The organism is Taklimakanibacter deserti, assembly GCA_003574785.1.
The window spans coordinates 58,057-83,012 of sequence record QORU01000014.1 but is presented as its reverse complement, the minus strand read 5'-3'; the positions used below and the strand labels follow the sequence as shown (position 1 = coordinate 83,012).

General features: G+C 61.6%; 24 protein-coding genes. 12 read left to right on the top strand and 12 right to left on the bottom strand.

All coding sequences use genetic code 11. The features are described 5' to 3' along the window. Nucleotides 1-6: 6 nt before the first annotated feature. Together DS839_RS26760 and DS839_RS26755 are read right to left on the bottom strand one after the other, a co-directional pair. Complete coding sequence (locus DS839_RS26760) at nt 7-465, bottom strand: VOC family protein (protein WP_119273565.1); 459 nt, start codon at nt 463-465, stop codon at nt 7-9. A gap of 27 nt (nt 466-492) precedes the next feature. Further along, nucleotides 493-1,641: a M24 family metallopeptidase gene (locus tag DS839_RS26755; RefSeq protein WP_119273564.1), complete on the bottom strand. Its 1,149-nt coding sequence runs from the start codon at nt 1,639-1,641 to the stop codon at nt 493-495. A 176-nt stretch (nt 1,642-1,817) separates the two neighbouring features. Here DS839_RS26755 and DS839_RS26750 point away from each other — a divergent pair, with 176 nt between their 5' ends. The 3 genes from DS839_RS26750 to DS839_RS26740 are packed head-to-tail and all read left to right on the top strand — an operon-like array spanning nt 1,818 to nt 4,080. After that, nucleotides 1,818-2,726, top strand: a complete 909-nt coding sequence (locus tag DS839_RS26750; RefSeq protein ID WP_119273563.1) for an NAD(P)-dependent oxidoreductase — start codon at nt 1,818-1,820, stop codon at nt 2,724-2,726. Between the two features lie 36 nt (nt 2,727-2,762). Further along, the gene (locus tag DS839_RS26745; RefSeq protein WP_119273562.1) at nt 2,763-3,422 is read left to right on the top strand and encodes a GntR family transcriptional regulator; all 660 of its coding nucleotides are present in this window, start codon (nt 2,763-2,765) and stop codon (nt 3,420-3,422) included. A gap of 16 nt (nt 3,423-3,438) precedes the next feature. Next, a complete protein-coding gene (locus DS839_RS26740) occupies nt 3,439-4,080 on the top strand; it encodes a glutathione S-transferase family protein (RefSeq protein ID WP_119273561.1) in 642 nt (213 codons plus the stop codon). Nucleotides 4,081-4,144: 64 nt separating this feature from the next. Here DS839_RS26740 and DS839_RS26735 read toward each other — a convergent pair whose 3' ends face one another. The 3 genes from DS839_RS26735 to DS839_RS26725 form a co-directional block, all read right to left on the bottom strand. Beyond that, on the bottom strand, nt 4,145-5,212 hold the full coding sequence (locus DS839_RS26735) for an alcohol dehydrogenase catalytic domain-containing protein (RefSeq protein WP_119273560.1): 1,068 nt from the start codon (nt 5,210-5,212) through the stop codon (nt 4,145-4,147). A 57-nt stretch (nt 5,213-5,269) separates the two neighbouring features. Further along, on the bottom strand, nt 5,270-6,385 hold the full coding sequence (locus DS839_RS26730) for an NADH:flavin oxidoreductase/NADH oxidase (protein ID WP_119273559.1): 1,116 nt from the start codon (nt 6,383-6,385) through the stop codon (nt 5,270-5,272). A gap of 215 nt (nt 6,386-6,600) precedes the next feature. Then, complete coding sequence (locus DS839_RS26725; protein ID WP_162918826.1) at nt 6,601-6,975, bottom strand: DoxX family protein; 375 nt, start codon at nt 6,973-6,975, stop codon at nt 6,601-6,603. A 330-nt stretch (nt 6,976-7,305) separates the two neighbouring features. On the opposite strand from DS839_RS26725, the gene DS839_RS26720 reads away from it, so the two are divergent. The 5 genes from DS839_RS26720 to DS839_RS26700 all read left to right on the top strand — a co-directional run bounded on the left by DS839_RS26720 (nt 7,306) and on the right by DS839_RS26700 (nt 13,357). Continuing rightward, nucleotides 7,306-8,493, top strand: coding sequence for a sugar ABC transporter substrate-binding protein (locus tag DS839_RS26720; RefSeq protein ID WP_119273557.1), 1,188 nt, complete (start codon nt 7,306-7,308; stop codon nt 8,491-8,493). Between the two features lie 108 nt (nt 8,494-8,601). Continuing rightward, entirely contained in the window at nt 8,602-9,531 is a 930-nt protein-coding gene (locus DS839_RS26715) for an ABC transporter permease (RefSeq protein WP_162918825.1), read from the top strand. Beyond that, nucleotides 9,528-11,072 carry a sugar ABC transporter ATP-binding protein gene (locus DS839_RS26710; protein WP_119273555.1) on the top strand — a complete coding sequence of 515 codons (1,545 nt, stop codon included), beginning with the start codon at nt 9,528-9,530 and terminating at the stop codon, nt 11,070-11,072. Before DS839_RS26715 ends, DS839_RS26710 begins: the two co-directional genes overlap by 4 nt. Before the next feature lie 10 nt (nt 11,073-11,082). Next, nucleotides 11,083-12,054: an ABC transporter permease gene (locus tag DS839_RS26705; RefSeq protein WP_119273554.1), complete on the top strand. Its 972-nt coding sequence runs from the start codon at nt 11,083-11,085 to the stop codon at nt 12,052-12,054. Nucleotides 12,055-12,208: 154 nt separating this feature from the next. Further along, a complete protein-coding gene (locus DS839_RS26700) occupies nt 12,209-13,357 on the top strand; it encodes a substrate-binding domain-containing protein (protein WP_119273553.1) in 1,149 nt (382 codons plus the stop codon). A 60-nt stretch (nt 13,358-13,417) separates the two neighbouring features. On the opposite strand, the gene DS839_RS26695 is transcribed toward DS839_RS26700, so the two are convergent. Both DS839_RS26695 and DS839_RS26690 read right to left on the bottom strand, forming a co-directional pair. Then, nucleotides 13,418-13,810, bottom strand: a complete 393-nt coding sequence (locus tag DS839_RS26695) for a cupin domain-containing protein (RefSeq protein ID WP_119273552.1) — start codon at nt 13,808-13,810, stop codon at nt 13,418-13,420. Between the two features lie 23 nt (nt 13,811-13,833). Next, entirely contained in the window at nt 13,834-14,553 is a 720-nt protein-coding gene (locus DS839_RS26690) for an SDR family NAD(P)-dependent oxidoreductase (protein WP_119273551.1), read from the bottom strand. Between the two features lie 203 nt (nt 14,554-14,756). Here DS839_RS26690 and DS839_RS26685 point away from each other — a divergent pair, with 203 nt between their 5' ends. From DS839_RS26685 to DS839_RS26670, 4 genes are read left to right on the top strand one after another with little or no spacing between them, the layout of a single operon-like run. Then, entirely contained in the window at nt 14,757-15,785 is a 1,029-nt protein-coding gene (locus DS839_RS26685) for a thiamine pyrophosphate-dependent dehydrogenase E1 component subunit alpha (RefSeq protein WP_119273550.1), read from the top strand. After that, a complete protein-coding gene (locus DS839_RS26680; protein WP_119273549.1) occupies nt 15,773-16,762 on the top strand; it encodes an alpha-ketoacid dehydrogenase subunit beta in 990 nt (329 codons plus the stop codon). Before DS839_RS26685 ends, DS839_RS26680 begins: the two co-directional genes overlap by 13 nt. After that, nucleotides 16,759-18,012 (top strand): dihydrolipoamide acetyltransferase family protein, encoded by a 1,254-nt coding sequence (locus DS839_RS26675; protein WP_119273548.1) that lies wholly within the window; start codon nt 16,759-16,761, stop codon nt 18,010-18,012. The genes DS839_RS26680 and DS839_RS26675 overlap by 4 nt, the downstream gene beginning before the upstream one ends. A gap of 43 nt (nt 18,013-18,055) precedes the next feature. After that, nucleotides 18,056-19,309 carry a M24 family metallopeptidase gene (locus DS839_RS26670; protein ID WP_119273547.1) on the top strand — a complete coding sequence of 418 codons (1,254 nt, stop codon included), beginning with the start codon at nt 18,056-18,058 and terminating at the stop codon, nt 19,307-19,309. A gap of 4 nt (nt 19,310-19,313) precedes the next feature. On the opposite strand, the gene DS839_RS26665 is transcribed toward DS839_RS26670, so the two are convergent. Genes DS839_RS26665 through DS839_RS26645 form a run of 5 tightly spaced genes read right to left on the bottom strand, consistent with a single transcriptional unit; the run spans nt 19,314 to nt 24,764 of the window. Next, nucleotides 19,314-20,165 carry a sugar phosphate isomerase/epimerase family protein gene (locus tag DS839_RS26665; RefSeq protein WP_368911943.1) on the bottom strand — a complete coding sequence of 284 codons (852 nt, stop codon included), beginning with the start codon at nt 20,163-20,165 and terminating at the stop codon, nt 19,314-19,316. 45 nt (nt 20,166-20,210) lie between these two features. Continuing rightward, the gene (locus DS839_RS26660) at nt 20,211-21,236 is read right to left on the bottom strand and encodes an ABC transporter permease (RefSeq protein WP_119273546.1); all 1,026 of its coding nucleotides are present in this window, start codon (nt 21,234-21,236) and stop codon (nt 20,211-20,213) included. Between the two features lie 14 nt (nt 21,237-21,250). Continuing rightward, entirely contained in the window at nt 21,251-22,219 is a 969-nt protein-coding gene (locus DS839_RS26655; protein WP_119273545.1) for an ABC transporter permease, read from the bottom strand. After that, on the bottom strand, nt 22,219-23,754 hold the full coding sequence (locus tag DS839_RS26650) for a sugar ABC transporter ATP-binding protein (RefSeq protein WP_119273544.1): 1,536 nt from the start codon (nt 23,752-23,754) through the stop codon (nt 22,219-22,221). The genes DS839_RS26655 and DS839_RS26650 overlap by 1 nt, the downstream gene beginning before the upstream one ends. Continuing rightward, nucleotides 23,751-24,764 carry a substrate-binding domain-containing protein gene (locus DS839_RS26645; RefSeq protein ID WP_119273543.1) on the bottom strand — a complete coding sequence of 338 codons (1,014 nt, stop codon included), beginning with the start codon at nt 24,762-24,764 and terminating at the stop codon, nt 23,751-23,753. The genes DS839_RS26650 and DS839_RS26645 overlap by 4 nt, the downstream gene beginning before the upstream one ends. Between the last annotated feature and the right edge of the window lie 192 nt (nt 24,765-24,956).

Below are 24,956 nucleotides of genomic sequence, written 5' to 3'. Positions count from 1 at the left end.
CCACGATCACCGCTCACTAAAGGGGTTCTGGCGCACGGTGAGATTGATGCCGAGCGTGTCGGCGGTGTCGAAATAGGTGAAGCCCCAACCGTCTTCATGCCGTCCCTTCTGCTGCACCTCAAGGCCGAGTTCCTTGCCTTTGGCCTCGGCTGCATCCACGTCATCGACGAGAAAACCGATGCTAAACACCCCTTCCCCGCGAATCTCAAGGAAGGTCTTGTGCCGGCTCGGCCGGTCATCCTTGGGCGACATGAATTGCAGATCGACGCCGTCGATGCGGCAGAACTTGTAGTGGATCGAGGCCAGCGTCTCGGCGTCATTGCCCTCGAGGAGCGTGTAGTTACCCGGGTGATCGTAGTCGGTGAGCTCGATGCCGATGGCGCGCAGGAAGGATTCGACCTTCGCCATGTCGCGGACGATGACATGGACGTGGTGGACACGGCTGAAGGGATAGTTCGCGGGCATTGCGGGCTCTCCTTTGTTCGGTGAAGATCAGCTTTCAGTGGCGCAAGTGATCGGCGCCTTGCCGAGCCGCTCGCAGCCGGTGTCGGTAACGAGGAAGGTTTCGCCGGGAATCCCGCTCACACCTTTGTCGGTGATGGCGAGGAACATAAAGAACACCATGCCCGGCTCGGCGATCACCGGATTGTCGCGATAGAGCATTGGCCAGTCCATCCAGTTCGGCGAGAAGGTGGTGCCGAGACTGTAGCCGCAAGCATTCAGGTTGTTCTCGATGAAGCCGGCCTTCTCGAGCGTCCGGATATAGACGTTGAAGACATTGCCGACCGGATCGCCAGGGCGTAGCGCATTGGAGCTCGCCTCCAGTGCAGCCATGGCATGCTTGTGGATCTCGAGCTGCCGCGCATTCGCCTTGCCAATGGTCACCACGCGCATCAGGCAGGAGTGATAGTGCCGATAGACGCCGGCAAATTCGAGCGTGAGTTGCTCGCCGGCGGCGACATGGCGCCTGCCGGACGTGTAGCGGCCGAGATGCGACCCGGGGCCCGACTGGATGATGAATTCGTTTCCGGAATAGTCGCCATCGCCTTTGAACACGGCGCCCTGCATGGCGGCAAGAATGTCGCCTTCGAATGCGCCGGGCTTCGCCAGCCGCAGACCCTCGGCCAAAGCAGCATCCGCCAGTTCCGCAGCCTTGCGCACATAGGCGATCTCGGCCGGCCGCTTCACGACACGTTGACGCGTGATCAGGAGCGAAGCGTCCACCAGCCGACAGAAGCCTTCGAGGGCTGCGGCAAGCGCCTGGCCATTCTGCGCCGTGAGCCCGTAGGCCTCCCATTCGACGCCGAGACGGTGCCCCGCGCAGCCATGCTCGGCCAGTATCGTCTTGAGCTCGGCAGCGGGATTGGCGTCCGGTCGATCCGCCCATATGCGGATGTCTTCTATATTTGACGTGTAGCGGGCGGCGCGTGCATCGGGTGCGCGTGTCAGGAGCGTCGTGCGCCCATCGGCCCCAAGATACAGACACTGGAAGAAGACATAGCCGAAGGTGTCGTAGCCGGTCAGGTAATACATGCTTTCCTGGCGGAACATCAGCAGACCATCGAGGCCGTCCCGCGCCATCCGGGCGATCGTCTCCGCTTTGCGGGCGGCGAATTCCTGGTCCGTGAAATGCAGTGGCATCGGGCGTCTCCCACCTCGGATACCTTCGCTTATAACTGTTATCAATTTTGTCAACAAAATAGTATAGAGCCAGCTCTGTTAATGAGTTTTGCGCAATATTCTCCACAAGTTAATCAATTGACATTGTCGCCCAAATTGATGACAATCGTGCGAATCAAACACTGAGCTCGATCGGCATGACCCACCGTCTCTGCATCATCGGCTTCGGCGAAGCCGGAGCGATTTTCGGTGCTGCGCTCACCAGCCACGTGCCTGTCCGCAGCTACGACATTCTTCAGGGGACGCCTGCTTTCACGAAGAAGGCGGCGCAGTTCACAGGCAGTGGGATCGAATTCGCGGTGTCGGCTGCTGAAGCCGCGCAAGGTGCGCAAATCGTTCTGTCTCTGGTCACCGCAGCCGCATCGCTCGATGTTGCGAGAGAAGCCGCAACCTATCTCAAGCCCGGACAGATTTTCCTCGACTTCAACTCGGTCTCGCCCGGCACCAAGAAGGCAAGCGCCGCTGTGATCGAGCGATCAGGAGCCGCCTATGTCGATGGCGCGATCATGGCGCCCGTGCCGTCACGCGCGCTCGCCGTTCCAATCCTGCTGGCCGGCAGCCATGCTGCCTCCGTTGTCAACGGGCTCTGCGGCTATGGCATGAATCTCGAAGTCGTCGCGGACCAGGTCGGCATTGCCGCCGCGACCAAGATGTGCCGGAGCATCATCATCAAGGGTATCGAGGCCCTGTGCTCGGAAGCTTTTCTCGCGGCGCGCGCGCATGGCGTCGAGAGTCGCGTATTGGCTTCACTGAACGATACGTTTCCGGGAACCGACTGGAATAAGTATGCGGGCCATCAAGTGGGGCGCTCGCTGGTGCACGGGCGCAGACGCGCCGCCGAGATGCGCGAAGTCGCGACCACGGTCAGGGAAGCAGGGCTCGAGCCGCTCATGGCCATGGCGACAGCGCTTCGTCAGGATTGGGCCGCCGACCTTTCTGACGGCAGTCCCGCCCTGAAAAAGAGACACGATGACGAGTGGCTTGAAACGCTCGACCTGATCCTGGCAGCGGGCGCAGGCGATCACGTTCGTGCAACCGGCACGTAACGAGAGCACGGGGACAAGCGGAAAGGAACGAGGGACGTGGCACGCAGCAAGGAAAAGAGCGATCCGACAGCGGTCTTGCGCAAGGCGATCGAGACTGGTCATTTCATGCCGAGCCAGCGGCTGGTCGAGGCGGATCTGGCAGCGTGGCTCGGCACCAATCGGTCGAATGTCAGGCTGGCGCTGGGCAAGCTCGAGCAGGAAGGCCTGGTCGTCTCCGAGCCCAATCGCGGGGCCCGCGTCCGGGTCATCAGTGAGCAAGAGGCGCTGGAAATCCTGCAAGTGCGCGCCTCGCTCGAATCGCTGATCGCCCGGCAGGCGGCCGCCAAGGCAAATGCCGCCGACCGCAAGCGGCTGCGCGACATTCTCGAAACCATGCGGGAAGCGATCGACAAGGAAGATTTCACCACCTATTCCGGCCAGAATGGCGCCTTGCATGCAGAGATCCGTAAGATCTCCGGGCATCAGACGGCGAGCCGGTTGCTCGCGACGCTGAACTCGCAGATCGTGCGCTTCCAGTTCCGCACCATCCTGTTTCCGGGCCGCATCCACCAGTCCATCCGCGAGCATACCGAGATCGTCGAGGCGATCTGCGCCGGTGATCAGGACCGTGCCGACAAAGCGATGCGCAGTCACCTGGCGAATGTAACCGAAACGCTCGAACGCAGCCTGGCGGCTCTCGCGCGGCACGCGGTCTGAAGCTCCACGGATTCACATGAAGATCTACGGCGATATGATCTCGCCCTACGTCCGGATATGTTTCGTGGCTGCACATGAAGCCGGGCTGGGCGGCGAGCTGGAGCTCATTGCGACCGACGTCAAAGTGGCGACCGAGAATGAGGAGCTTGCCGCTCTTTCTCCGATCGCCCAGATACCCGTCCTGGTTACACCGGACGGAGCCGTGCTTCACGATTCCCGCGTCATTGTCGACCACCTCAACCAGGCGTGCGATCAGAAACTGCTCGCCCGTGGTGGGGACGAACGTCACCGCACCTTGACGCTGCAGGCCATCGGAATCGGGATTGCCGATGCGGCCGTCGCATATCGCAATGAAATCGCACAGCGGCCTGAGCGCTTGCATTGGCACACCTGGCTCGACCGCCAGAAGCTCAGGGTGGAGCGTGCGCTCGATGCACTCGAAGCTCGCTGGCAGCGCGAGCTCTGCCAAGTGAATGTTGGCTCGATCACTGTCGCCGTCGCACTTGCCTATCTGGACTTCCGCTTCGATGCATGGTCATGGCGAAACGGCCGGCCATCGTTGACCACCTTTCACCAACGATTCAACACACGATCGTCGATGCAGGCGACCGTCCTCCCCGGGCTTGATACGACTATATATCTGCGTCACCAGCCGTGAGCAAAAAGGATGGGTGTTTATGGCCTCAGCAATTGTCGTTCCAATCCACAATTGGAGTTATGGCTCAGCCCGCAACATTTATCAGAATCTTCAGATGATCGTTGCCGGCCTCTGTCAACGTCTCGAATCCTTCTGTGACGGCTTGCTCCAGGCTCACGCGTCCGGTGATGATCCGCTCCGCCGGAAATCTGCCGCTCGCGATCATGGCAACCAGGCGCGGCCCGAGCGTAATGTCATTGCCCCAGCAGCCGACGAGCCTCAGCCCCTTCTCGCACAGCTTGAACATGTCGACCTCGGGTTTCTCGACAAAGAGGCCGACTTGCGCAATCGTTCCGGTGCGCTTCGTCACCCTGATGCACAGGTCGAGTGCCGCAGGATGGCCAGCGCATTCGATGGCGGCATCGACGCCGACGCCCGATTCCGTCTCGGCTTCGATTCTTTGGACCAGATCGTCGGTCGATCCGCCATGAAGCGACAAGCCTTCGAAATCCGCGAGCCGCGCGCGGCGACCGTCATTCGGCTCATAGACGAAGATCCTCGAGGCGCCGGCCGCGCGCGCTGCAAGCGCGGTCAGTGCGCCGATGGGACCGGCGCCGGTGATCAGCACGGTGCTTCCCGCTACGATACCGGCATTGTCGATGGCATTCACCGCCACGGCCGAAGGCTCGAGCACGGCGCCCTGCTCGTCGCTCACATTGTCCGGAAGCCTGACGACATTCTGCTCCGGCACCAGGGCGTATTCACCCATGCCGCCCCAATGCCAGGTGAGGCCCACGAGGCCCGTCGCCGCGCTGAACTGGCCCAGATTGCGGCGCGCATAGTAGTCCCCGGCCTTCATCAGATGCGGGAGGATCGCCACGCGATCACCCGGCCTGACCGTCGTTACCGTCTTTCCGACATCCGTGACCACGGCCGAGAATTCATGGCCCAGGATGATGGGGATCCTGGCACCGGTCACGGGATGGGGCTCAATTGGCAGGATGATCGGCCCGGCGACATATTCATGCAGATCAGTCCCACAGATGCCGCAATGCGAGATCTTCAGGATCACTTCATCGCCGACCGGCTTGGGTGGCGGAGGAACGTCTTCGAGCCTCAGGTCACGAGCCTTGTGGAAACGCAGCGCTTTCATCACGGAAACCTCACCGTCATCCTTATCTGAATCCCCGATACCATAGCTTTGTCGGGCCTATGAAGGCTTCCGGTGATTGGGAAAGGCCGCCGGGCGATTGCTGGGATGGCACGGCATCGTGCGCGGGGCATAGGGAGCCTCCGCACCCAACTCCTCCGCGGCGTGCCATATCCAGCGCGGATTCCACATGGCCCCGCGCGCAAGGCACACGAAATCGGCCTTGCCGCCGGCGAGAATATCCTCAGCCTGGCGCGCCGACGTGATGAGACCGACCGCGACGGTTGGAATCTGCGCCTCTTTGCGGATCGCCTCGGAAAACGGCACCTGATAGCCGAGCGCGAGCGGTATCTTCTGCGCCGGATGGAGCGCACCGCTCGAGGCGTCTATGTAATCGCAACCCAGCGCCTTCAGCTCCTTGGCGAGCACGATCGAGTCTTCGACCGACCAGCCGTTCTCGAGCCAGTCCGACGCCGAGAGGCGCACGCCCATGGGCTTGTCCTCGGGCCAGGCCGCACGGGCCGCGGCGAACAGCTCTAGGCCAAAGCGCAAGCGGTTCTCGAGGCTGCCGCCATACCCGTCCTTACGCTTGTTCGACAGCGGCGACAGGAACTGATGCACCAGATAGCCGTGGCCGAAATGGAGCTCGACCAGATCATAGCCGATGCGCTCGGCGCGCCGCACGGCGCTCACGAAGTCGGCTTTCACCTGCTCGATATCCGCCTCCGTCATCGCGCGCGGCACATGCCAACCTTCATCATAGGAAATGGCCGACGGCGCCACCGTTTCCCACGCCCCCTGCTCGCCGGACAGCGGCTTTCCGCCGAGAGCCGGCGGCAAGGTGGAGCCCTTGCGTCCGGCATGCCCGAGCTGAAGGCCGTGCTTGGCGACACCATATTGCCGGCAGAAGTCGATGACACGCTTCATCGCCGCCTCGTTGGCGTCGCTGCACATAGCCGCGCATTTGAGCGTGATGCGACCCTGCAGATTGACATGGGTCGATTCCGTCATGACCAGCGCGCCGGTTCCGCCGAGGGAGAACTGGCCGAGCTGCAGAATGTGCCAGTCATTCGCCGAGCCTTCGTTTGAATTGTATTGGCACATGGGCGATACGATCGCCCGGTTCGCGAGCGTCAGGCCGCGCAAAGTGATCGGGGTGAAAAGAGTGCTTGTCATCCAGTGCTTCCAGTCTTTCTGCGGTCGGTGGAGGCTTGCCCGACAAAGCGCTGACACGAGAAATCGTCCGCCTGCCGACAAAGCGGGCGCCAGCCGTCGGTGCAGGTCAATCCTCCCAAGATGCGCGAAAATGGCAGAAGGGAGCCGCGAGAACACGCGGCAACATTCTCAAAATGGAAATCGAACCCGCAGCCTCGTCGGAACGGCAATTCAGCTCAGTCGTGAATGGCGACAAGGGCACAGCACAAAGCCCAAAAAACCGCATATTCGTTTCCGCCGATATTCCACAACCATTTCCCGTGCGACACGCGATAAATGGCGCCTGCTACAATGCACAAATGGACAGTCGCGACGACAGCGGCCCATGGACTAAAAAGCCCGAAAACGAGAAGAACCGTCAGAATCGCTTCAACGACACCGGCCGTATACATCCAGAATTTGGGTGGTTTGAATCCGGCCGTCTGAAAGAACCCCAACGCCGCGGGCTCAAAGAGCTTTCCTGCAACATGCGGGATGAAAAACAGACCACACAGAATTCGCAGCACGTCCACTGTATCGTGAACGTTAAGCACTTCGCTGAGAATGCCCATCACTCGACCCCGGTCTGTTGACGCGCTCTGGCAAAATCTCGCTTCCATTGCATTCGAGTTCACGACTGTGTTTCATCGCAGAAGGATGCCCCATATTCCGGACATGACGGCGCGACGGTATTCTCAAAATGAATATACTCTCACGTGACGGGCTCCATGATCTTGCATCAAGATAATCCGGCAAGTGAAGAACATCGATAACAGGCCAGCGACCCCCTTTAGTGGCTGAGAAGCATGCTGCGCCAAATTTGACGGACGTCGACAGGGCTGAGCGAGATCGAGCAATCCGAGAATACGCGAGGTCCTCGAACCAATCATGGGAGGAACCTTATGAACATGAAATCGCTTCTAGGCTTGGCTGGCGCTATCGCCATACTCACGGGGGCGTCCTGGACGCGGGCCGCTGAGGTGAGCGTCGCCGAATTCACCAGTCTCGATAATGAGTACTGGTCGAATTTCGACAAAGGTGCGCGCCAGGCTGCCGAGGCGCTTGGCCTCGAATACCGCGTCCTTACAAATGGCGGTGACGCTTCCAAGCAGATCGGCAACTACGAAGCACAGATTACGGCTGGTGCAAAGATGTTCTTCGGCAATGCCCAGGACGTCGGCAATGTCAAGCAGATGGCCGAGAAGGTAAAGGCTGCCGGCGGCACCTATGTCGGTATCTGGGACGCGCTGCCGTGGTTTCACCCCATAGACAATGGCGCCGACAACTATGCCTACGCCACCTTCTTTGCGCCCGACGGCGAGGATAACGCCTATGTCATCGCCAAGGCTCTGTTCGAGAAGATGGGCAAGAAGGGCAATCTCGTCCACATCACCGGCTATCCAGGTTCTTCGGCGGAGATTTCTCGCACGCTGGGCGTCGACAAGGCGCTGAAGGAATACCCGGAGATCAAATTGATTGCCCGTCAGCCCGGGAATTGGAACCAGATCGACTCGCGAAAGGTCATGGAAGACCTGATCGTCGCAAACCCGCAGATCGACGGCGTATTCGGCCAGAACGATTCGGTCGGAGTCGGCGCCATGCAGGCGCTCGAGGACGCCGGACTGAAGGACATTCCGGTTGTTGGTCTCGACGGCAACGCCGAGACCATGGACCTGATCAAGGAGGGTCGCTTCTTCGCCACCATGAGCTTCACCCCGGCCTGGCAGGCGGGTTTCTCGCTGGTCCGCGCCTATGACGTTGCCCATGGATGGAAGCCGGGCGCCTGCGAGCGCATGATGTACATGGGCGCGACGCTGATAACGGCCGAGAATGTCGAGGCTTATACAAAGTTTCTGGAAGGCGACAAGCTTCCGTTCGACTGGAAGAAGATGTCGCGGACGCTCAATCCAGACAACTGGGATCCGCAGAATCACGTATGGCCGATCGATGCCGCCCAAATGTGGCGTACTGCTGAGAAGCCCGCCGGCTATGAGCTGCCCAAGGAATATACAGCGGAGTTTGGCGCAGGCTGCGTCGACAAGCTCAAAGCAGACTATGAGTCGCACTATAAGTCACGGATCCCGGAGTGACGGTGGAGATGGCGGGCCATTGGCTTGGCCTGCCATCCTTCGACCTTCATGAAACGCTGTGAATTCCATCCCTTGACGGCAACCAGCCCAACTCGCGCGGCGCTAGACATGACGCGACTGCGACACCTCGCTCCGTTGCTGGTGCTCGCGCTGCTCGCCGTCGTCTTCGGTGTGCTGAACCCGGCTTTTGTCACGCCTGAGAACGCTCGCAATATTCTCTTCCAAGCCTCGGTTCTGCTGGTGGCCTCCTGTGGGGCCACCTTCGTGATCCTGATGGGCTCGATCGACTTGTCGGTAGGTGCGGTCGCCACGCTGGCGGGAGTTGTGGCGGCCTTGCTGGTGCCGAGCCTCGGTTATGGCTCAATCTTCGTCGCAACGCTCGTCGGGTTCGCCATTGGCACAATCAACGGCCTCCTTTATGTCTATTTGCGAATTCCCTCGATATTGGTGACACTTGGGGTGGGAACGTCGCTTACCGGCGTCATCCTCTTCCTCTCCGATGGCGGTTCAATCCCCATCCGCGACGCCCGATACATCGCCGTCACACAGTATGAATTCATAGCCTATTTGCCCATGATCGTCGTCTTTGCCATCCTTGTGTACGCTCTCTGCGTTCTGATCGGCGAGCGGACACGCTTCGGCCGAATGACACTGGCGATCGGCAGCGACGAGGAGACCGCCAAGCTCGTCGGTGTCTCCGTCGACTATGTAAAGGTTCAGGCCTTCGCGCTCTCCGGGGCCCTCTGCGGCCTCTGCGGCGCGCTCCTGGCTTCGCGGCTCGGCACGGCCACGGGCACGATGGGTGACTTCCTGATGCTGGAAACCATTACGGCCGTCGTCGTCGGGGGCACGGCGATCGCCGGTGGCATTGGCGGCGTCGCGCGCACTCTGCTCGGTGTTCTGGTCGTTGCGATGCTTTCGAATGGTATGAACATTCTTGCAGTGCATCCCTATCTCCAGACTATTATCAAAGGTTGTGTCATCCTCCTGGCCGTCATCGCGACGAGCCGCTCTCTTTCGGCGAGGAACCTCTCGTGAGCGATGGCCGCAAGCCAATCTTTCAAATGCGTGCCGCCGCCAAGAGATTTGCCGGCGTCACAGTGATCGAAGGCGTCGACCTCGATATCTTCGCGAATGAGATTGTCGGCATCGCCGGCGAGAATGGTGCCGGCAAGTCGACCACATTGAAGATGATCGCCGGCATCTACGGCCCGAGCGAGGGATCGATGGCTCTCTTCGGGCGCGCCTTTGCTCCCGAACGATATACCGACGCGGTGCGCGCTGGCGTCTCCATGGTATTCCAGGAGCAGGCGCTCGTGCCACACTTGCGCGTCTATGAGAATTTCTTTCTCTCACATGAGAGCAGGTTTTCACGTGCCGGTGGTCTCGTCGACGCAGGCCGCATGATTGATCTGTCGGAACGACATCTCCGAAAGCTTGGGCTCGGCCACATCGATCCGCGCAAGGTGACTGCAAGCTACGAATTCCACGACCGGCAAATGATCGAAATCGCCAAGGCCTTCGTGCTGGCGGACTTTTTCGAGGTCGAGCATCCGATCGTGCTGCTCGACGAACCTACGGCTGCCATCGGCGACAAGGAGGTGGCCGTCCTGTTCGGGAGCATCCGGCGCTTCCGCGATCGCGCGTCTTTCGTCCTCATCACGCATCGCCTTTCCGAATACATGACACTCTGCGACCGCCTCTATGTCATGAAGGACGGCCGCATGGTCGCCGAGATGGCCAGGGGAGAGTTCTCCACGCCGCGCATCCATCAGGCTATGGTCGGCCGCGAACGCGATGAGGAATACTATAAGGAAAAACGCCAGCGGACAGTCGCAGACTCCGACGAAATCGCGCTCTCTGTCGATGACCTTTCCGGCGGTCATGTCAAAAGCGTCTCGTTTGCGCTGAGACAGGGTGAAATTCTCGGCGTCGGAGGGCTCGTCGGTTGCGGCAAGGAAGAGGTGGCGCGCGCGGTCGTAGGGTTCGAGCCTTTCCCGACTGGCGGTACCGTCAGTATCAGAGGGAACAGACTGCCGGTCCGCAATCGCGGAAAATCCTGCGTCGCCGCAAATGTCGGATTCGTGCCGAAGGAGCGCAAGATCGAAGGTATCATTCCTTACCTCTCCGTCGCGGCCAATATGTCCCTCGCTGCGCTCAACAAGGTAACTGTTCTGCCGGGCTTCATCTCCGCCGTACGCGAATCACGACTAGCGCGGGACTACATCAAGCTCATGCATATTCGCGCCACCGGTCCCGGCCAGCTTTGCCAGTATCTTTCCGGCGGAAACCAACAGAAGGTCGTCATGGCCAAATGGCTGGCCAAGAGCGTGAATGTCTTGGTGCTTGATAATCCGACGCGCGGGGTGGATGTCGGCGCCAAGGAGGAGATCTATGCGTTGATGCGCGATCTCACGGCGAGGGGCGTCGCGATCCTGCTCGTCACCGATGACTTGCTCGAGCTGATCGGCCTGTCCAACCGTATCCTCATAATGCGAGATGGCGAGGTCGTCACTGAGCGGCCGGCGCCACCGGAAGCAAAGCCGACCGAGCAGGAGCTCGTCGGCTTTATGATCTGAGGAGGCCGTCATGGGCGCGATCGGCGCATTCTACCAAACCCACCGAACAACACTGGGAGTCCTCATACCGCTTGCCTTCCTCATTCTCCTCATAGCGGTGTTCACATCGTTCAACGAGCGTTTCCTCTCCTGGGTGAACGTGTTCAATTTGATGCGCCAGTCCTCGATCCTGTTGCTCGTCGCCACAGGAACGACGTTTGTCATCCTCATGGGCGCGATCGACCTTTCTGTCGGCTCGATTGTGACGGTGGTGGCAATTACGGCAGCTCTTTTATTGAGAGAAGCAGGCATGAACGCTATCGAGGTTGTGGCGATTGGCGCAGCCATCGGCGCGGTCTGTGGTGCCATCAACGGCGCACTCGTCGTTTACACACGAGTCCCCTCCTTCGTCGCGACCTTATCCACCATGATCGTGTTCGGCGGCATCTCGACCTGGGTCGCGGGTGGAGCGAACGTTACGTTCCGCAACGCCGAAATGACCTGGCTTGCTTCCGGCAAGCTCATTTGGCAGATCCCCAACTCAGGCCTCTGGGCGCTGGTCATCTTCGCGACCGCGGCTTTCGTCGGTGCCCGCTCTACATTTGGCCGGGCGCTCTACGCCATCGGTGCCGGCGGGACCGCCGCCAGGCTGTCCGGAATCGATGTATCGCGCATCCAGATGATTGCCTTCATCGTGTCGGGCATCCTCTGCGGCCTGGCGGGCCTGCTGCTTGTCGCCCGCACGTCGACAGGAACCGCACGCATGGGCGATGATCTGCTCCTGGAAGCGATCGCGGCAGTCGTGATGGGAGGAACGGCTCTGTCCGGCGGTGCCGGGGGCGTCCATCGAACGATTCTCGGCGTCCTCGTCATCAGCGTGTTGAAGAATGGAATGAACGTCGCCGGCGTCCATCCTTATGCCCAGATCGGCATCACCGGCTTGATCGTGATCATCGCCGTAACGCTGACGCTCGATCGTTCGCGGCTCGCGTCGGTAAAATGACAAGGTACCTCACCGCAGGACTCCCATTCTGAACATAATGACAGCGGACGGCGACACTGCGCCTGTTACCCTAGACACCGCTACGTGACGGAAAGGGGGCGTTTTGCCGTCGCGTGAATAGCCGAGAATTTGGGCATCCCGACAGGAGGTGGGAATGAGAACTGCAAAGACTCTCAAAGTTTTGGCATTGCTCTCGAGCATGTTGATGGCCGTATCGTACGCTTCGGCGGATGAGAATAAAGACGGATACAAAGGAAAGCCTCGCACGCTTCTATGGGCAAGCCGTGATCTCGAATATGTCGACACATCGAAATACAAGAAGGACGGCCCTTTCGTCATTGGCTTTTCGAATGCCTCGATCTCCAATATCTGGCGCGTCGGCCTCCTGCATTCCATCGAGAAAGCCGCGGCCGACAATAAGGACAAGATCAAACAACTCATCATTACCGACGCTAATGACGACCCTGCCAAGCAGGTATCCGACGTGCAGGACCTGTTGCAGCGCCAGGTGGATCTTCTGATCGTATCTCCAGCCACAGCGCAGGCTCTCGATCCCATCGTCTCGCAGGCGATGGACCAAGGCGTGCCCGTTGTCCTGGTGGACCGTCGTGTATCCGGCGATAACTACGTCTCCTTCGTTACCGCTTCGGATCAGGCGCTCGGCCGCACCATGGCGCAATGGATGGCCGAGCGGATGGGCGGAAAAGGCAACATCATCATGATCGGAGGCATTGCCGGCGCCAGTCCTGCCGAGCTTCGCATCGCCGCAGCCAAGCAGGTCTTTGCCGAGTTCCCGGATATCAGGATCCTCGACGTGCAATATTCCGACTGGAGTCCTGCAAAGGGCAAGCAGGTCATGGCCGCGATGATCCAGAAATATGGTGATCAGATCAACGGGGTATGGAACGACTCGGGGCTGCAGGGCTCAGGCGCCCTCGAGGCATTTGTCGAGGCAGGTTGGGCCGATGGCAAGATTCCGCCGATCACATGCGCCGATCTGAATGGCTGTGTGAAGCTCGCCGTGCAGCACAAGGTACCGGTCATGAGCTTCGACTATCCGCCGGCAATGGGCGGCGTGTCTGTAGCTGTCGCACTGAAGGTGCTCGCCGGAACGCCGGTACCCAAGCAGTATGAGGTGAACGCGGATATCGCGGTTTCCAAAGGTGATGAAACCGCTTCGGTGAAGGCTGACCGTTGGGTGGAGGATTACGCACGGCTTGACCGGCCGAACGACTTGATTCTCTCAACCGGACTCGGGCCGGACTACGATCCCTCGACCTTCAGCGTGGACTATCCCAAGTGACAGGTGCGGGCCTGGCTTCGTCAGGCCCGCACCTAGGCAATCCTTGGGTGATGGCATTCATCAGGTCGGCAATTCGGCTTTCTCCGCTTCCGTCCCGGCACCACCCGGCGGCAGGAAGCTCGCGGCGAAAGCGAGGCAGCGCACCGGGCCGCCAACCGGCGCAATCGAGTGCACTTCGTTCGCTGGAATATGGATGAGGTCGCCCGGCGTCACTTCACGCTTGTCGGCGCCAATCTGCATGAGAGCCTTGCCTTTGAGCACATAGTAGAATTCATGCGTATCGTGACGGTGCGGCTCGAGATGCGAGCCTGCCGCAATCTCGAACTCTGCGACATATTCGAGGTAAGAGCCATCGGTTTCGGTACGCATCGCCTCTTTCGGGATCATAAAATAAGTATGGCACGTGCCGCCATGCTCGATGGTCGGCTCAACCTTGGCATTCATGACATTCATGGTGTTTATCCTCTCTGTGACCGTCACTGCGCGAGATAGCCGCCGTCGACAACCAGCTCGCTGCCGGTCACGAAGGAGGAATCGTCGCTGGCGAGGAAAAGACAAACATTGGCGACCTCGCGCGGGGTGCCCATGCGCCCCATCGGCGTCGCCGCGATGATGCCGGCATTCATCTCGTCCGATTGGGCTTCGACCAGCGGCGTGCGGATCAGTCCCGGATGGACCGAATTCACCCTGATGTTCTCCGCCGCATAGCTGACGGCGGCGTTTTTGGTGAGGTTGCGCACCCCACCCTTGCCGGCGCTGTAGGCGGCAGCACCGCCGACGCCAACATTGCCCCAGATCGAGGAGAAATTCACGATCGAGCCCTTGCCGGCCTTGCGCATGGCGGGGATGGCCGCCTTCATGCCGATGAATGTCCCGGTCAGGTTGACTGAAACCACAGTGGTGAAATCGTCAAGCTCGGTGTCGAGCACCTGGCCGTAGGCGCGCACGATACCGGCATTATTGATGAGAATATCGAGCTTGCCATGCTTCGCCACGATCGTATCGACGGCGCTTGCCCAGCCCTTCGCGCTGGTCACGTCGAGCGTGACCGGCGTGATCCGCTGTGCGGCGGCGACGGGCTTGACGTCGCCCGCATAGACGGTGGCACCCTCCTCTGCGAAAAGTTCCGCCACCGCGCGGCCGATTCCCTGTGCGGCGCCCGTCACGAGCGCGATCTTGCCGTCAAGTTTGCCCATCCTTTTTTCCTTCCTCCTCGAGCCGGTCGCAGGACCTTCAAACACAGTTATGCGGGTACCGAAAGATCAAATTTATCCAGAATGAGCAATGGGGTGGCCCCCTCGCCCGTCGCAAATCGATGTCCAAATTGAGAATCTTTTGAGGCGATTTGACCATGCGACTTTGGCATGGTCCGCGACAAGCGGGGAACGGACGTCACCAAATGGCATCAAAAACGAAAGTTGTTTCAACCGAGCATTTGGCCAATGACGATATCGGCCAGGATGTCCGCCTGGAAATCTTCCGTCTGCAGGTCGAAATCCGCGACTGCGAAAAGCGCGCCAACGACCTCTTCTTCCAAAATCTGATCAAGGGCACCAGCCATCTCTCGCTCGGGCAGGAAGCGGTCGCGGCGGGCGTGGCGACGGCCATGCAGCCCGGCGACAAGTCGTTTTGCACCTATCGCGGGCATGCTCACACATTGGCGCGCGGCGTCTCCATGGAAAAGGTTCTCGGCGAGCTCATGCTGCGCGACAACGGACTGATGCGCGGCAAGGGCGGCTCGATGCATCTGACATCGGCCGAACATGGCGTGATGGGCTCCTATGCCATCATCGGCGCGCATTTGCCCATCGCCTGCGGTGCGGCCTGGCGCGCGCAATATCTCGGCGACAAGGACGTGTCGGTCTGCTTCTTCGGCGACGGTACCACCAATATCGGCGCCTTCCATGAAGCGCTCAATTTCGCCGCGGTCTGGAAGCTGCCGGTTGTCTTCATCTGCGAAAACAACCTCTACATGGAATATACGCCGATCGGCGAGGTGACCGCCGTCGAGCATCCGGCGGCCGATCGGGCCTCGGCCTATGGGCTCGAGCGTATCATCATCGACGGCAACGATGCCGATGCGGTCCATCGCACGGCACTCCAGGCCTTCGCCAAGGCACGCTCCGGCGGAGGACCCTCGCTGATCGAGTGCCTCACCTACCGCCATTCCGGTCATTCGCGCGCCGATCCGGCGAAATACCGTCCGCCCGGTGAGCTGGAGAGATGGCTGGAGAAGGACCCCATCAAGCTCTACCGCAAGCGCCTCCTCGAGTTCGGAATAAGCCAGGAGCAGATCGCCGCCATCGAAGCCGAGAGCAAGCGCAAAGTGGACGCCGCGACCGAGGCCTGCAAGGCGGCTCCCCCGGCGCCAGTCGACCAGCTCACCGCCGATGTCTATGCCGATGGAGGCTGGTCGTGGCGGAACTGACCTATCGCGACGCAGTCACACGTGCCATCGCACAGGAAATGGAGCGCGACACGAAAGTCGTGTTCCTTGGCGAGGATGTGGCCAAGGCCGGCGGCGTGTTCAAGGCGACGGTCGGTCTTTACGAACAGTTCGGGGGCTTGCGCGTGCGCGATACGCCGATCTCCGAACAGGCGATCCTGGGCGCCGCGATGGGGGCCGCGATGACCGGTCTCCGGCCGATCGCCGAGATCATGTTCTCCGACTTCGCCGCCGTGTGCTTCGACTTCATCGCCAACGAATTCCCCAAGCTGCGCTACATGACCGCCGGCCAGCTCGGCTGCCCGCTCGTCGTGCGGACCGGCAATGGCGGCGGCGCGCGCTTCGGTGCGCAGCACTCGCAGTCGATCGAGAACTGGACGATGATGATCCCCGGCCTCAAGGTCGTGGCGCCCTCCTCGCCGGTCGATGTCATCGGCCTCATGGCGGCCGCCGTGCGCGACGACAATCCGGTGATCTTTCACGAGCACAAGTCGCTCTATGCGGTGAAAGGCGAGGTTCCGGAGGGCGAGATCGTCGACACGCTCGGAACGGCGAAGATCCTGCGGCCGGGCAAGGATGCCACCATCGTGGCGCTGGCCCTCATGGTGCCGCGAGCGCTCGAGGCCGCGCAGACGCTCGCCGCCGAGCATGGCATCGACTGCGAGGTCATCGATGTGCGCTCGCTCGTGCCGCTCGACACCAATACGATCCTGAGCTCGGTCGCCAAGACCGGCCGGCTGTTCACCGTCGAGGAGAATCCACGTCTGTGCGGCTGGGGCGCCGAGATCGCCTCGATCGTGGCCGATGAAGCCTTCTGGGACCTCGACGGGCCGATCGTGCGCATCACCACGCCACATATTCCGCTGCCGGCCGCCGACCACCTCGAGGACCTGGCGCTGCCCAACGCACCGCGCATCGTCGAGCGCATCGCGCGCGTCATGAACGGATCGGCAAGATGAGCATCGACGTCCTGATGCCGCAGCTCGGCGAGACCGTTGCCGAAGGCAAGATCGTGGCCTGGCTCAAGTCGGAGGGCGACGAGGTCAGGGAAGGCGACAATCTGTTCGAGATCGAAACCGACAAGGTCACCATGGAGGTGCAAGCGATCGCCGCCGGCAAGCTGGGGCAAATCCGCGTCAAGGCCGGCGAGGTCGCCAAGGTCGGCGCCATCGTGGCGGTGATCGGCGCCGACGGCGGAAAGACTGCCGTCGAATCACCGAAAGCCGCCCCTGCCCTTCCCCCCGCAAGGCATGAGCCCGCGGCGATGCGGTCCCCCTTCGAAGAGGTTTCGACCCCTCAGGAAATCTACGGGAGGGCGAAGGGGCCGCAAGGTGTGCGCATCACCCCCCTGGCCCGCCGGCTGATCGCCCAGAACGGGCTTGATGTCGAAGCGATCGCCATGACCGTTTCCAATGCCGGACGCGCCAAGATTTCGCAAAGCGACGTGCGCACGGCATTGGCTGCGGCTCCAGTGGCGGCCTCGCCTGCCTTGCCGTCGCCCGGCGGCGTCTTCCAGCTCAATACCATTCGCAAGCGCACCGGCGAGCGCCTTCAGAAGAACTGGCAGACCATCCCGCATGTCTTCCAGGCCATCGAGGTCGATTTCACCGGCGTCGAAACCGCTCGCTCCAAGGCCAAGGAAAAGTTCAAGGCCGCGACTGGATTTTCCCTGACCTATCTGCCCTTCATCGCGCGCGCCGCCTGCATCGCATTGCGGAAATTCCCGCAGATCAATGCCCAGCTCACCAGCGACTCGCTGACCTTGGCGTCGCAGATCAATCTCGGCATCGCCGTCGACCTGTCGCATAACGGGCTTGTCGTCCCCGTGGTGCGCAATGCCGATGACCTTACGCTCCCCGGTCTCGCCAAGGCCATCGGCCGGCAAGTCGACAAGGCCCGCGGCGGCAAATTGACGAGCGATGATTTTGCCGACGGCACCTATTCGCTGTCCAACAACGGCGCTTTCGGCACCGCCTTCACGGCCCCGATCATCAATGCGCCGCAAGTCGCCATCCTGTCGAGCGATGCGATCCGGCTCCGCCCGGCGGTGGTGGAGACACCGCAGGGCGCCTTCGTCGCGCCGCGGCTCACCGGCATGGTCGGCCAGAGCTTCGATCACCGTGCCTTCGACGGCGCCTATTCGGCGGCGTTCCTGTCACACCTCAAAACCATCATCGAGGAGCGCGATTGGGCGGCCGAGCTCGCCTGATCCGTTCGCAGCATATGAAACGAAGGCGGAGGAGCCCCAGTCTATGAAATACAACAGCCCTCATTCCACGGCGTCCTGGGGACAAATGGCGAAGGACTGGGAGCAAGGCGTCAATTACAGCCGGCTCTCCAAGGACCGCCTCGCCCGCGCCCAGAAGGCGATCAGGCATGCCGGCCTCGGCGCCGTGCTGTGCTTCAACTTCGACAATATCCGCTATGTGACCGCCACCCATATCGGCGAATGGGCGCGCGACAAGTTCATCCGCTATGCGCTGTGCCCGGTCGAAGGATCGCCCTTCCTGTGGGACCCGGCACCGCCGGCCAAGCGCGTGTCTTCGCCCTGGATCGCCGACAATGTCGCGGCACCGCTCACCACCATGCAGGGCGCCATCCCGCCGCACATGAACGTGCAGCGCGATTTCGCCCGGCAGATCAAGAAGGCGCTGGTCCATTACGGCATCGAGAAGGAGCCGCTCGGCATCGACCTGATGGAGCTCGGCATGCTGCGGGCCCTGGAAAAGGAAGGCATCGAGGTCGTCGACGGGCAGCAGGCGCTGCTCGACGCGCGCGAGATCAAGACCACGGACGAGATCGAGCTCTTGAAGATGGCGGCGGCCATGGTCGATGCAACCTATGTCGATATCGCCCGCGCCATCCGTCCCGGCACCAAGGAAAACGAGCTGGTGGCGATCGCCAATGACCGCCTGTTCCGCATGGGCTCGGAGCGCGTCGAATGCGTGAATTCCGTATCGGGCCAGCGCGGCCGGCCGCATTCGCACACCTTCTCCGACCGTATGATCCAGCCGGGAGACATGATCTTCCTCGACATCATGCATTCCTACAACGGCTACCGCACCTGCTACTACCGCACTTTCATCTGCGGCGAGCCCAATAATGCGCAGATCGATGCCTATGAGACCGCCTCCAAATGGCTCAGCGCCTCGATCGACATGATCCGTCCGGGCATAACCCCCGATGAGGTCGCGGCGGTATGGCCCGATGCCCAGGAATTTGGTTACCGCGACGAGGCGGAAGCCTTCTTGCTGCAATACGGCCATGGCGTTGGCCTGTCGCTGTGGGAGCGCCCGATCTTCTCCAAGCGCTTCCGGGGACAGAACACGCCTCTGCAGGAGGGCATGGTGTTCGCGCTCGAGACGTGGAAGGGCGCCGAAGACGGAAGCGGTGCGGCCCGCATCGAGGAGGAAGTCGTGGTGACCAAGAATGGCTGCGAGATCATCACCAACTTCCCTTCCGACCGCCTGCTGTCCTGCGGCCTGCCGGGCTGCGCGGTGTTCTAAGCCGTCAGGGCCTCGTACTGAAGCAGCGACCGGCGCGACAGGTCGGCAACCTCCTCCGCCGACTTGGTCGCCAGGCTGGCGGAGAACACTTCCGGCCCGATCTGCATGAGCCCGCCTCTCTCATCGAGCGTGTCGAGGATGGCGGAGATCGCGAAGTCACCCTCCCCCGGCCACAGCCGCTCGAAACATTCCAGTTCCAGCGTGACGCCCGGCCGCAGCGGGACATGGCCGTCGCAGAGCTGGACGCAGTGGACAGGTTGCCCGGAATTTGCCGCAACGTCTCGAGCGAGGGATTGCTGCGGGTGAAATGCGTGCAATCGAAGACGAATCCACCATTCTTCGCGCCCGAGGCCTTCAGGATCTTCCACCCCTGTTCGAGGCTGACAACGCCCCACATCGGGATGCATTCGAGGTCGCAGGTCACGCCATGCTCAGCGGCCTGGCGACAGATCTCGGCATAGAAGCCAGTAATCTGCTCGTTCGTGTAGCGGCTCGCCGGGAAGGTCGCGTTCAAGCTCATATACCTGCAGCCAAGCTCGTCGCAAAGATCGAAGAACACCTTGGGCGAGATGTCGTGCGCGCGGGCATAGTCGGCGCCGAAGTTGGTCGGACGCCAATCAGGCACCCATGGGCACAGCGGGTCGAGACGTCCGATCTCGATGCCGCCATCGGCGGCAATCGATTTCATGTCGGCGATCGACAGCCCCTCGGCGACAAGCTTCAGCACCTCCTGGGGCTGGATCGTCATTTGCCGCAGGCCGGCGAGGCGCGTCGCCTTGACCTTGTCGGCAAAGGGCAGATGCAGCACGTTGGAGAACGGCATGGCAAAAACGAGGTCGGAACGAAGGTTGGGCATGTGAGGGCTCCGGTCGGTGTGAGAGGCACATAAGGAGATGGAAGCTCAGCTGTCGCGGATGGGGAGGCGGCCGCCGAATCCGATGAGGCCCAGAACGAGCGCCAGGATCAGAATGATGCCGGTCGCCAGATACTGGTAGTAAGAGCTCACGCCGAGCAGGATCAGCGCGTTGTTGACCATCGCGAACAAAAGTGCTGCCGCCGCCGTGCCGAGCAAAGTGCCGCGTCCGCCGGCAAGGGCGGTGCCGCCGACCACCACGGCGGCGATGGCGTTGAGATTGTAGTTCGTGGCCTGGGTGGCGATCGCCGAGGCGAGATAGCCGGTCAACAGAATGCCGGCGAGGCCGGTCAGGACGCCGGACATCACGAACAACAGCAGATAGACGCGCCGGAGATCAATGCCGCTGACATGGGCGGCGCGGAGGTTGCTGCCCGCGGCGCGGATCCAACGGCCAATATGCAGGTGGCGCAGGAACAGGTGACAGAGCAGGAAAACCACCAGCATGATGACGAAACTGTAGGGGATGACGTCAAAAAGGCGCCCGCCGGCGAGATCCATCACGAATGCGTTGGACACATAGACCGACGTGCCGTTGGAGATGATGTAGGCGATGGAGGTGAAGGCGAACAGCGTACCGAGGGTCGCCACGAAAGGCACGACACGGCCGCGTGTCACGATCAGCCCGTTGACAAGGCCACATAGAGCGCCGGCGAGGACCGACACCAGCACCATCACCGGTCCCGGCATGTCGCCGAAATAGATGAGCGCCACCAAGGGGGCGAGCCCCATGATCGCCGTCACCGAGAGGTCGAAGGCACCTGCCATGATGAGGATGGTCATCCCAGCGGCGCCTATTCCGAGGATGGCGGCGTCGTTCAGCACCGCAGCGATATTGCCGCGGCCGTAGAAATTCGGGTTGGCCCAGGCCATGTAAGCGAGGATCAAAGCGATCAGTATCCATACGCCGCGCCGCTCGCGCTCGAAGCGCGCCATGAGCCAGGCCACGAAGGCGCCTTGTGCCCGCTCGCCTTTGGGCTTGGCTGCGGTATGCGCACTCTCGGCTCCGGCCATGATCCCGTCCTCCCCTAAAGCGCCAGCATGCCCTTGCGGCCTGTCTCACGACGCAGACCATCGACGATGAGGGCCACGATCAGGATGCCGCCGAATACAAGGTCCTCCCACAAGGGCGAGACATTGGCGATGTTCAGACCCGACTTGATCGCCGACAGCAGCAAGGCCGCACACAGAGTGCCGAACAGATTGCCGCGACCGCCCGAGAGGCTGGTGCCGCCCACGACCACCACGGCGATAGCCGTCAACTCGGCGCCGACGCCGATGGTGGAGTTGACGTTCTGGAGCTGGGCCGCGGTCATCAGTCCGGACAGCGCGGCGCATAGCCCGACCAGCACGAAGGCGCCGGTCGTCACAAGGCGGACATTGATGCCGGCGCCGACAGCCGATTTGAGATCGCCCCCGATCGCCGCGACATGGCGGCCAAAGGGCGTGCGGTAAAAGATCAGCCATGTCGCGGCGAACACGATGAGCGCAATGACGACGGCGCCTGGAATGACGCCGAACATGTTGCCGACGACGATTCGGTTCAGTAAGGGCGTGTGGATGGATACGGTCTGGCCGTCCGTTATCAAAAGCTCGATGCCGAAGATCATGGACAGCGTTGCCAGTGTCGCCACGAATGACGGGATCTTCAGCAGTGTGATCAACAGGCCGTTGAGCAATCCCAGAAGGCCGCCGGCAGCAAGCCCGGCAAGCACCACCAGCGGCATGGCGACGCCGCGCACCAGGAGCTCCGCCGCGACAATCGCGGCGAACCCCATGACCGAGCCGACCGACAGATCGAGCGCCCGCATCGAGATGATCAGCGTCATGCCAAGACCGGTGACGGCGAGGATGGCGGCGCGCACGACGATATTCTGGATATTGATGAAGGTCAGGAAATGCGGGCTGACCAGCGAGAAGACGACCAGCACGGCCACCAGGGCGATCACCGCCGCGGCGGAATCGGCGCCAAGCCATTTCTTCAGCGTCGCCTGCATCAGCCTGCCATCATTTCGAGAATCGTCTGTTCCGCGGCTTGCGCGGCCGGCAGTTGCCCGACAATGCGGCCGCCACGCAGCACCTGGATGCGATCGCTGAGGCGGATGAGCTCGCCGATCTCGGAGGAGCTGACGATGACGGCGATGCCCTGCGCGGCGAAGGCATCGATCGCAGCATATATCTCCTCCTTGGCGCCGACATCCACGCCGCGCGTCGGTTCCGAGAGGATCAGCACGGAGGGCTTCGACAGCGCCGCACGGGCAAACAATGCCTTCTGCTGATTGCCGCCGCTCAGCGCGGTGATCGGCGCCGTGGCGCCGGGACAGCGGATGCCCAGGCGCTCGCGCATGGCCGAGAAAGCCGAGCGCTCTATTCCGCCTCTGATCACGTTGAGGCCGGATGCCTTGCTCTTTGCTGGCTCGGCGACGAAATTCAGGATGACATTCTCGCGCACATCGAGATCGGCGAACACGCCGTCGAGCTTGCGGTCCTCAGGCAGCAAGAATGTGCCTTGCGAAAGCGAGTGCCTGGGCTCGGCGAGAACGGCTGGAGCTCCGCGCAACCTGATCTCGCCGGCATCGATGCTGCGCAGCCCATAGATGGCCTCGCAGAGTTCCGAACGGCCCGAGCCGATCACACCCGCAAGCCCCACCACTTCCCCGGCAGCGACCGTCAGATCGATCTCCTTGAGCAGTCCGCCGGACGAGATGCCTCGGAGCTCGATGGCCGGCTCAGAGGCGGCATGGGACATGCGCGGCGCTCGGTCTCTTTCCGCTCCTTCCAGTAGCGAGCTTTTGGGCCCGAGCATGGCCCGGATCACGGCGCGAACATCGGTATTGCCGATCCCCTCGGTAAAGATCCGATTTCCATCCCGCACCACGGTGACGCGATCCGCTATCTCGAAAACCTCCCATAAACGATGGGAGACGTAGAGAATGGCGACGCCCGCCGTCTTCAGCCTCCGAACGATCTTGAATAGCCGTTCCGTATCGGAAAGATTGAGGGCCGATGTCGGTTCGTCCATGATCAGCACGCGGAAATCGCCGATGACCGCCTTGGCGATCTCGACGAGCTGCTGATCGGCAACACCTATCGTCGATACGATCTGATCCGGATCGATATCGAGACCCAGTTCGCGCAGGACCGCGCGGACCTTGCGGCCGGCATCGCCCCAGCGGATCAAGCCATATGCCGTCGGCTCGGCGCCGAGGAAAACGTTCTCCACCACGCTCATGGTCGGGACGAGCTCGAGCTCCTGAGCGATGACCGACACGCCGGACCGGCGCGCCGCCAGCGGATTGCGAAAACCGACCGGAACGCCGTTGAGCGATATCTCTCCCGAATCCGGCTGCAGACGCCCGGACAGCATGTTGATGATCGTGCTCTTGCCGGCGCCGTTCTCGCCAAGAAGCGCATGAACCTCCCCGGGATGAAGCCCCAGATCGACGCCATGGAGCACCTCTACGCCGCCGAAGCTTTTGCGCAGGGCCGACGCCGCCAGGGTCGACGGCGCCGGGCGAGCCTTCGTCATCATTTGAGGTTCTTCTTGAACTCCTCGAGGGTCTCGGGCGTCACGAGCTTCACGGGAACGTTCAGCGTCTTGGTGGCGGCGTCGGTGAACTTCGGCGTCTCGCCGTTGAGATAGGCCCAGGCCATGTCCACGGCGGAAACGCCTTGCTGATAGGGATCCTGCGCCACGTCGGCGGCGAGCTTGCCCTTGGCCAGCAACTCGAGCGCGATCGGGTCGCCGTTGAAGCCGACAAGCACCGGGTTGGTGAGCTGGTTCTTGTCGCCACCCGCCTGGTCGATGGCCTGGGAAGCGCCGGCGGCCATCGAATCATTCAGGCAGTAGATCGCCGCGATATTCGGATTGGCGGCCAGGATCGCCTGCGCCGCGGCAAAGCCACCTTCCAGCGTCTGCTTGCCCGAAATGTCGGAAACAACCTTGATGTTCGGGTTCTTGCCGATCGTATCGGTAAAACCCTTGGTGCGCGGCACATTCACCGACGTCGTGGGGTTGAGCGATATGATCGCGACCTCCTGAACGCCTTCCTTGCCTTTGAGTGCGTTCTGGATGAATTCCGCCGCCAGCACGCCGCCGGCATAGTTGTCGGAGAGAATGAAGCCGTCATAGTCGCCGGAGGCGCCGACGTCACCGACGATGACCGGTATCTTCTCGCGATGCGCGGCCGCGATGGTGGCGGCAAGAGCGCTCGGCTCATGCGGCGAGATGATGAGCGCGCTGATGCCATTGTTGATGAGCGCGATGCTTCCCGAAGTCTGCTTCTGGGCGGACGCCTGGCTGTCCTGCGTCAGCAGATCGGTGAAGCTGTATTTCTTCATCTGCTCCTTGATGCCGCGCAAATAGCCTTGCCAATAAGGATCCTGCGCGGACTGAATCGAATAGCCGATCGTCAGCGGATCTTTCTTGGCGAAATCGGCGGCCTGGCCGGCACCGATTGGCAATAGCGCAAAGCTCATCGCCAGAGCGGCGAGCGCCGACTTCGTCAAATTCGGACGCAATAGTGCTGTAATTTGTTTCATCTTGGGGTTCCTCCTCGAGCCACTTGGTGGCGTTGTCGTTATGTGGAGCTTGCAGCCGCCCCTTAAGGAACCAGCCGCCTTTGCTCCCGGTGGCTCCGGCGACGGACCATCTGATGCCGCCGCTCTCGCCTGTGCCTAGGCTATCCATGCCGCTCCGAGCGGCTCAACATGGAAGACTCTCATTCTGGGAGG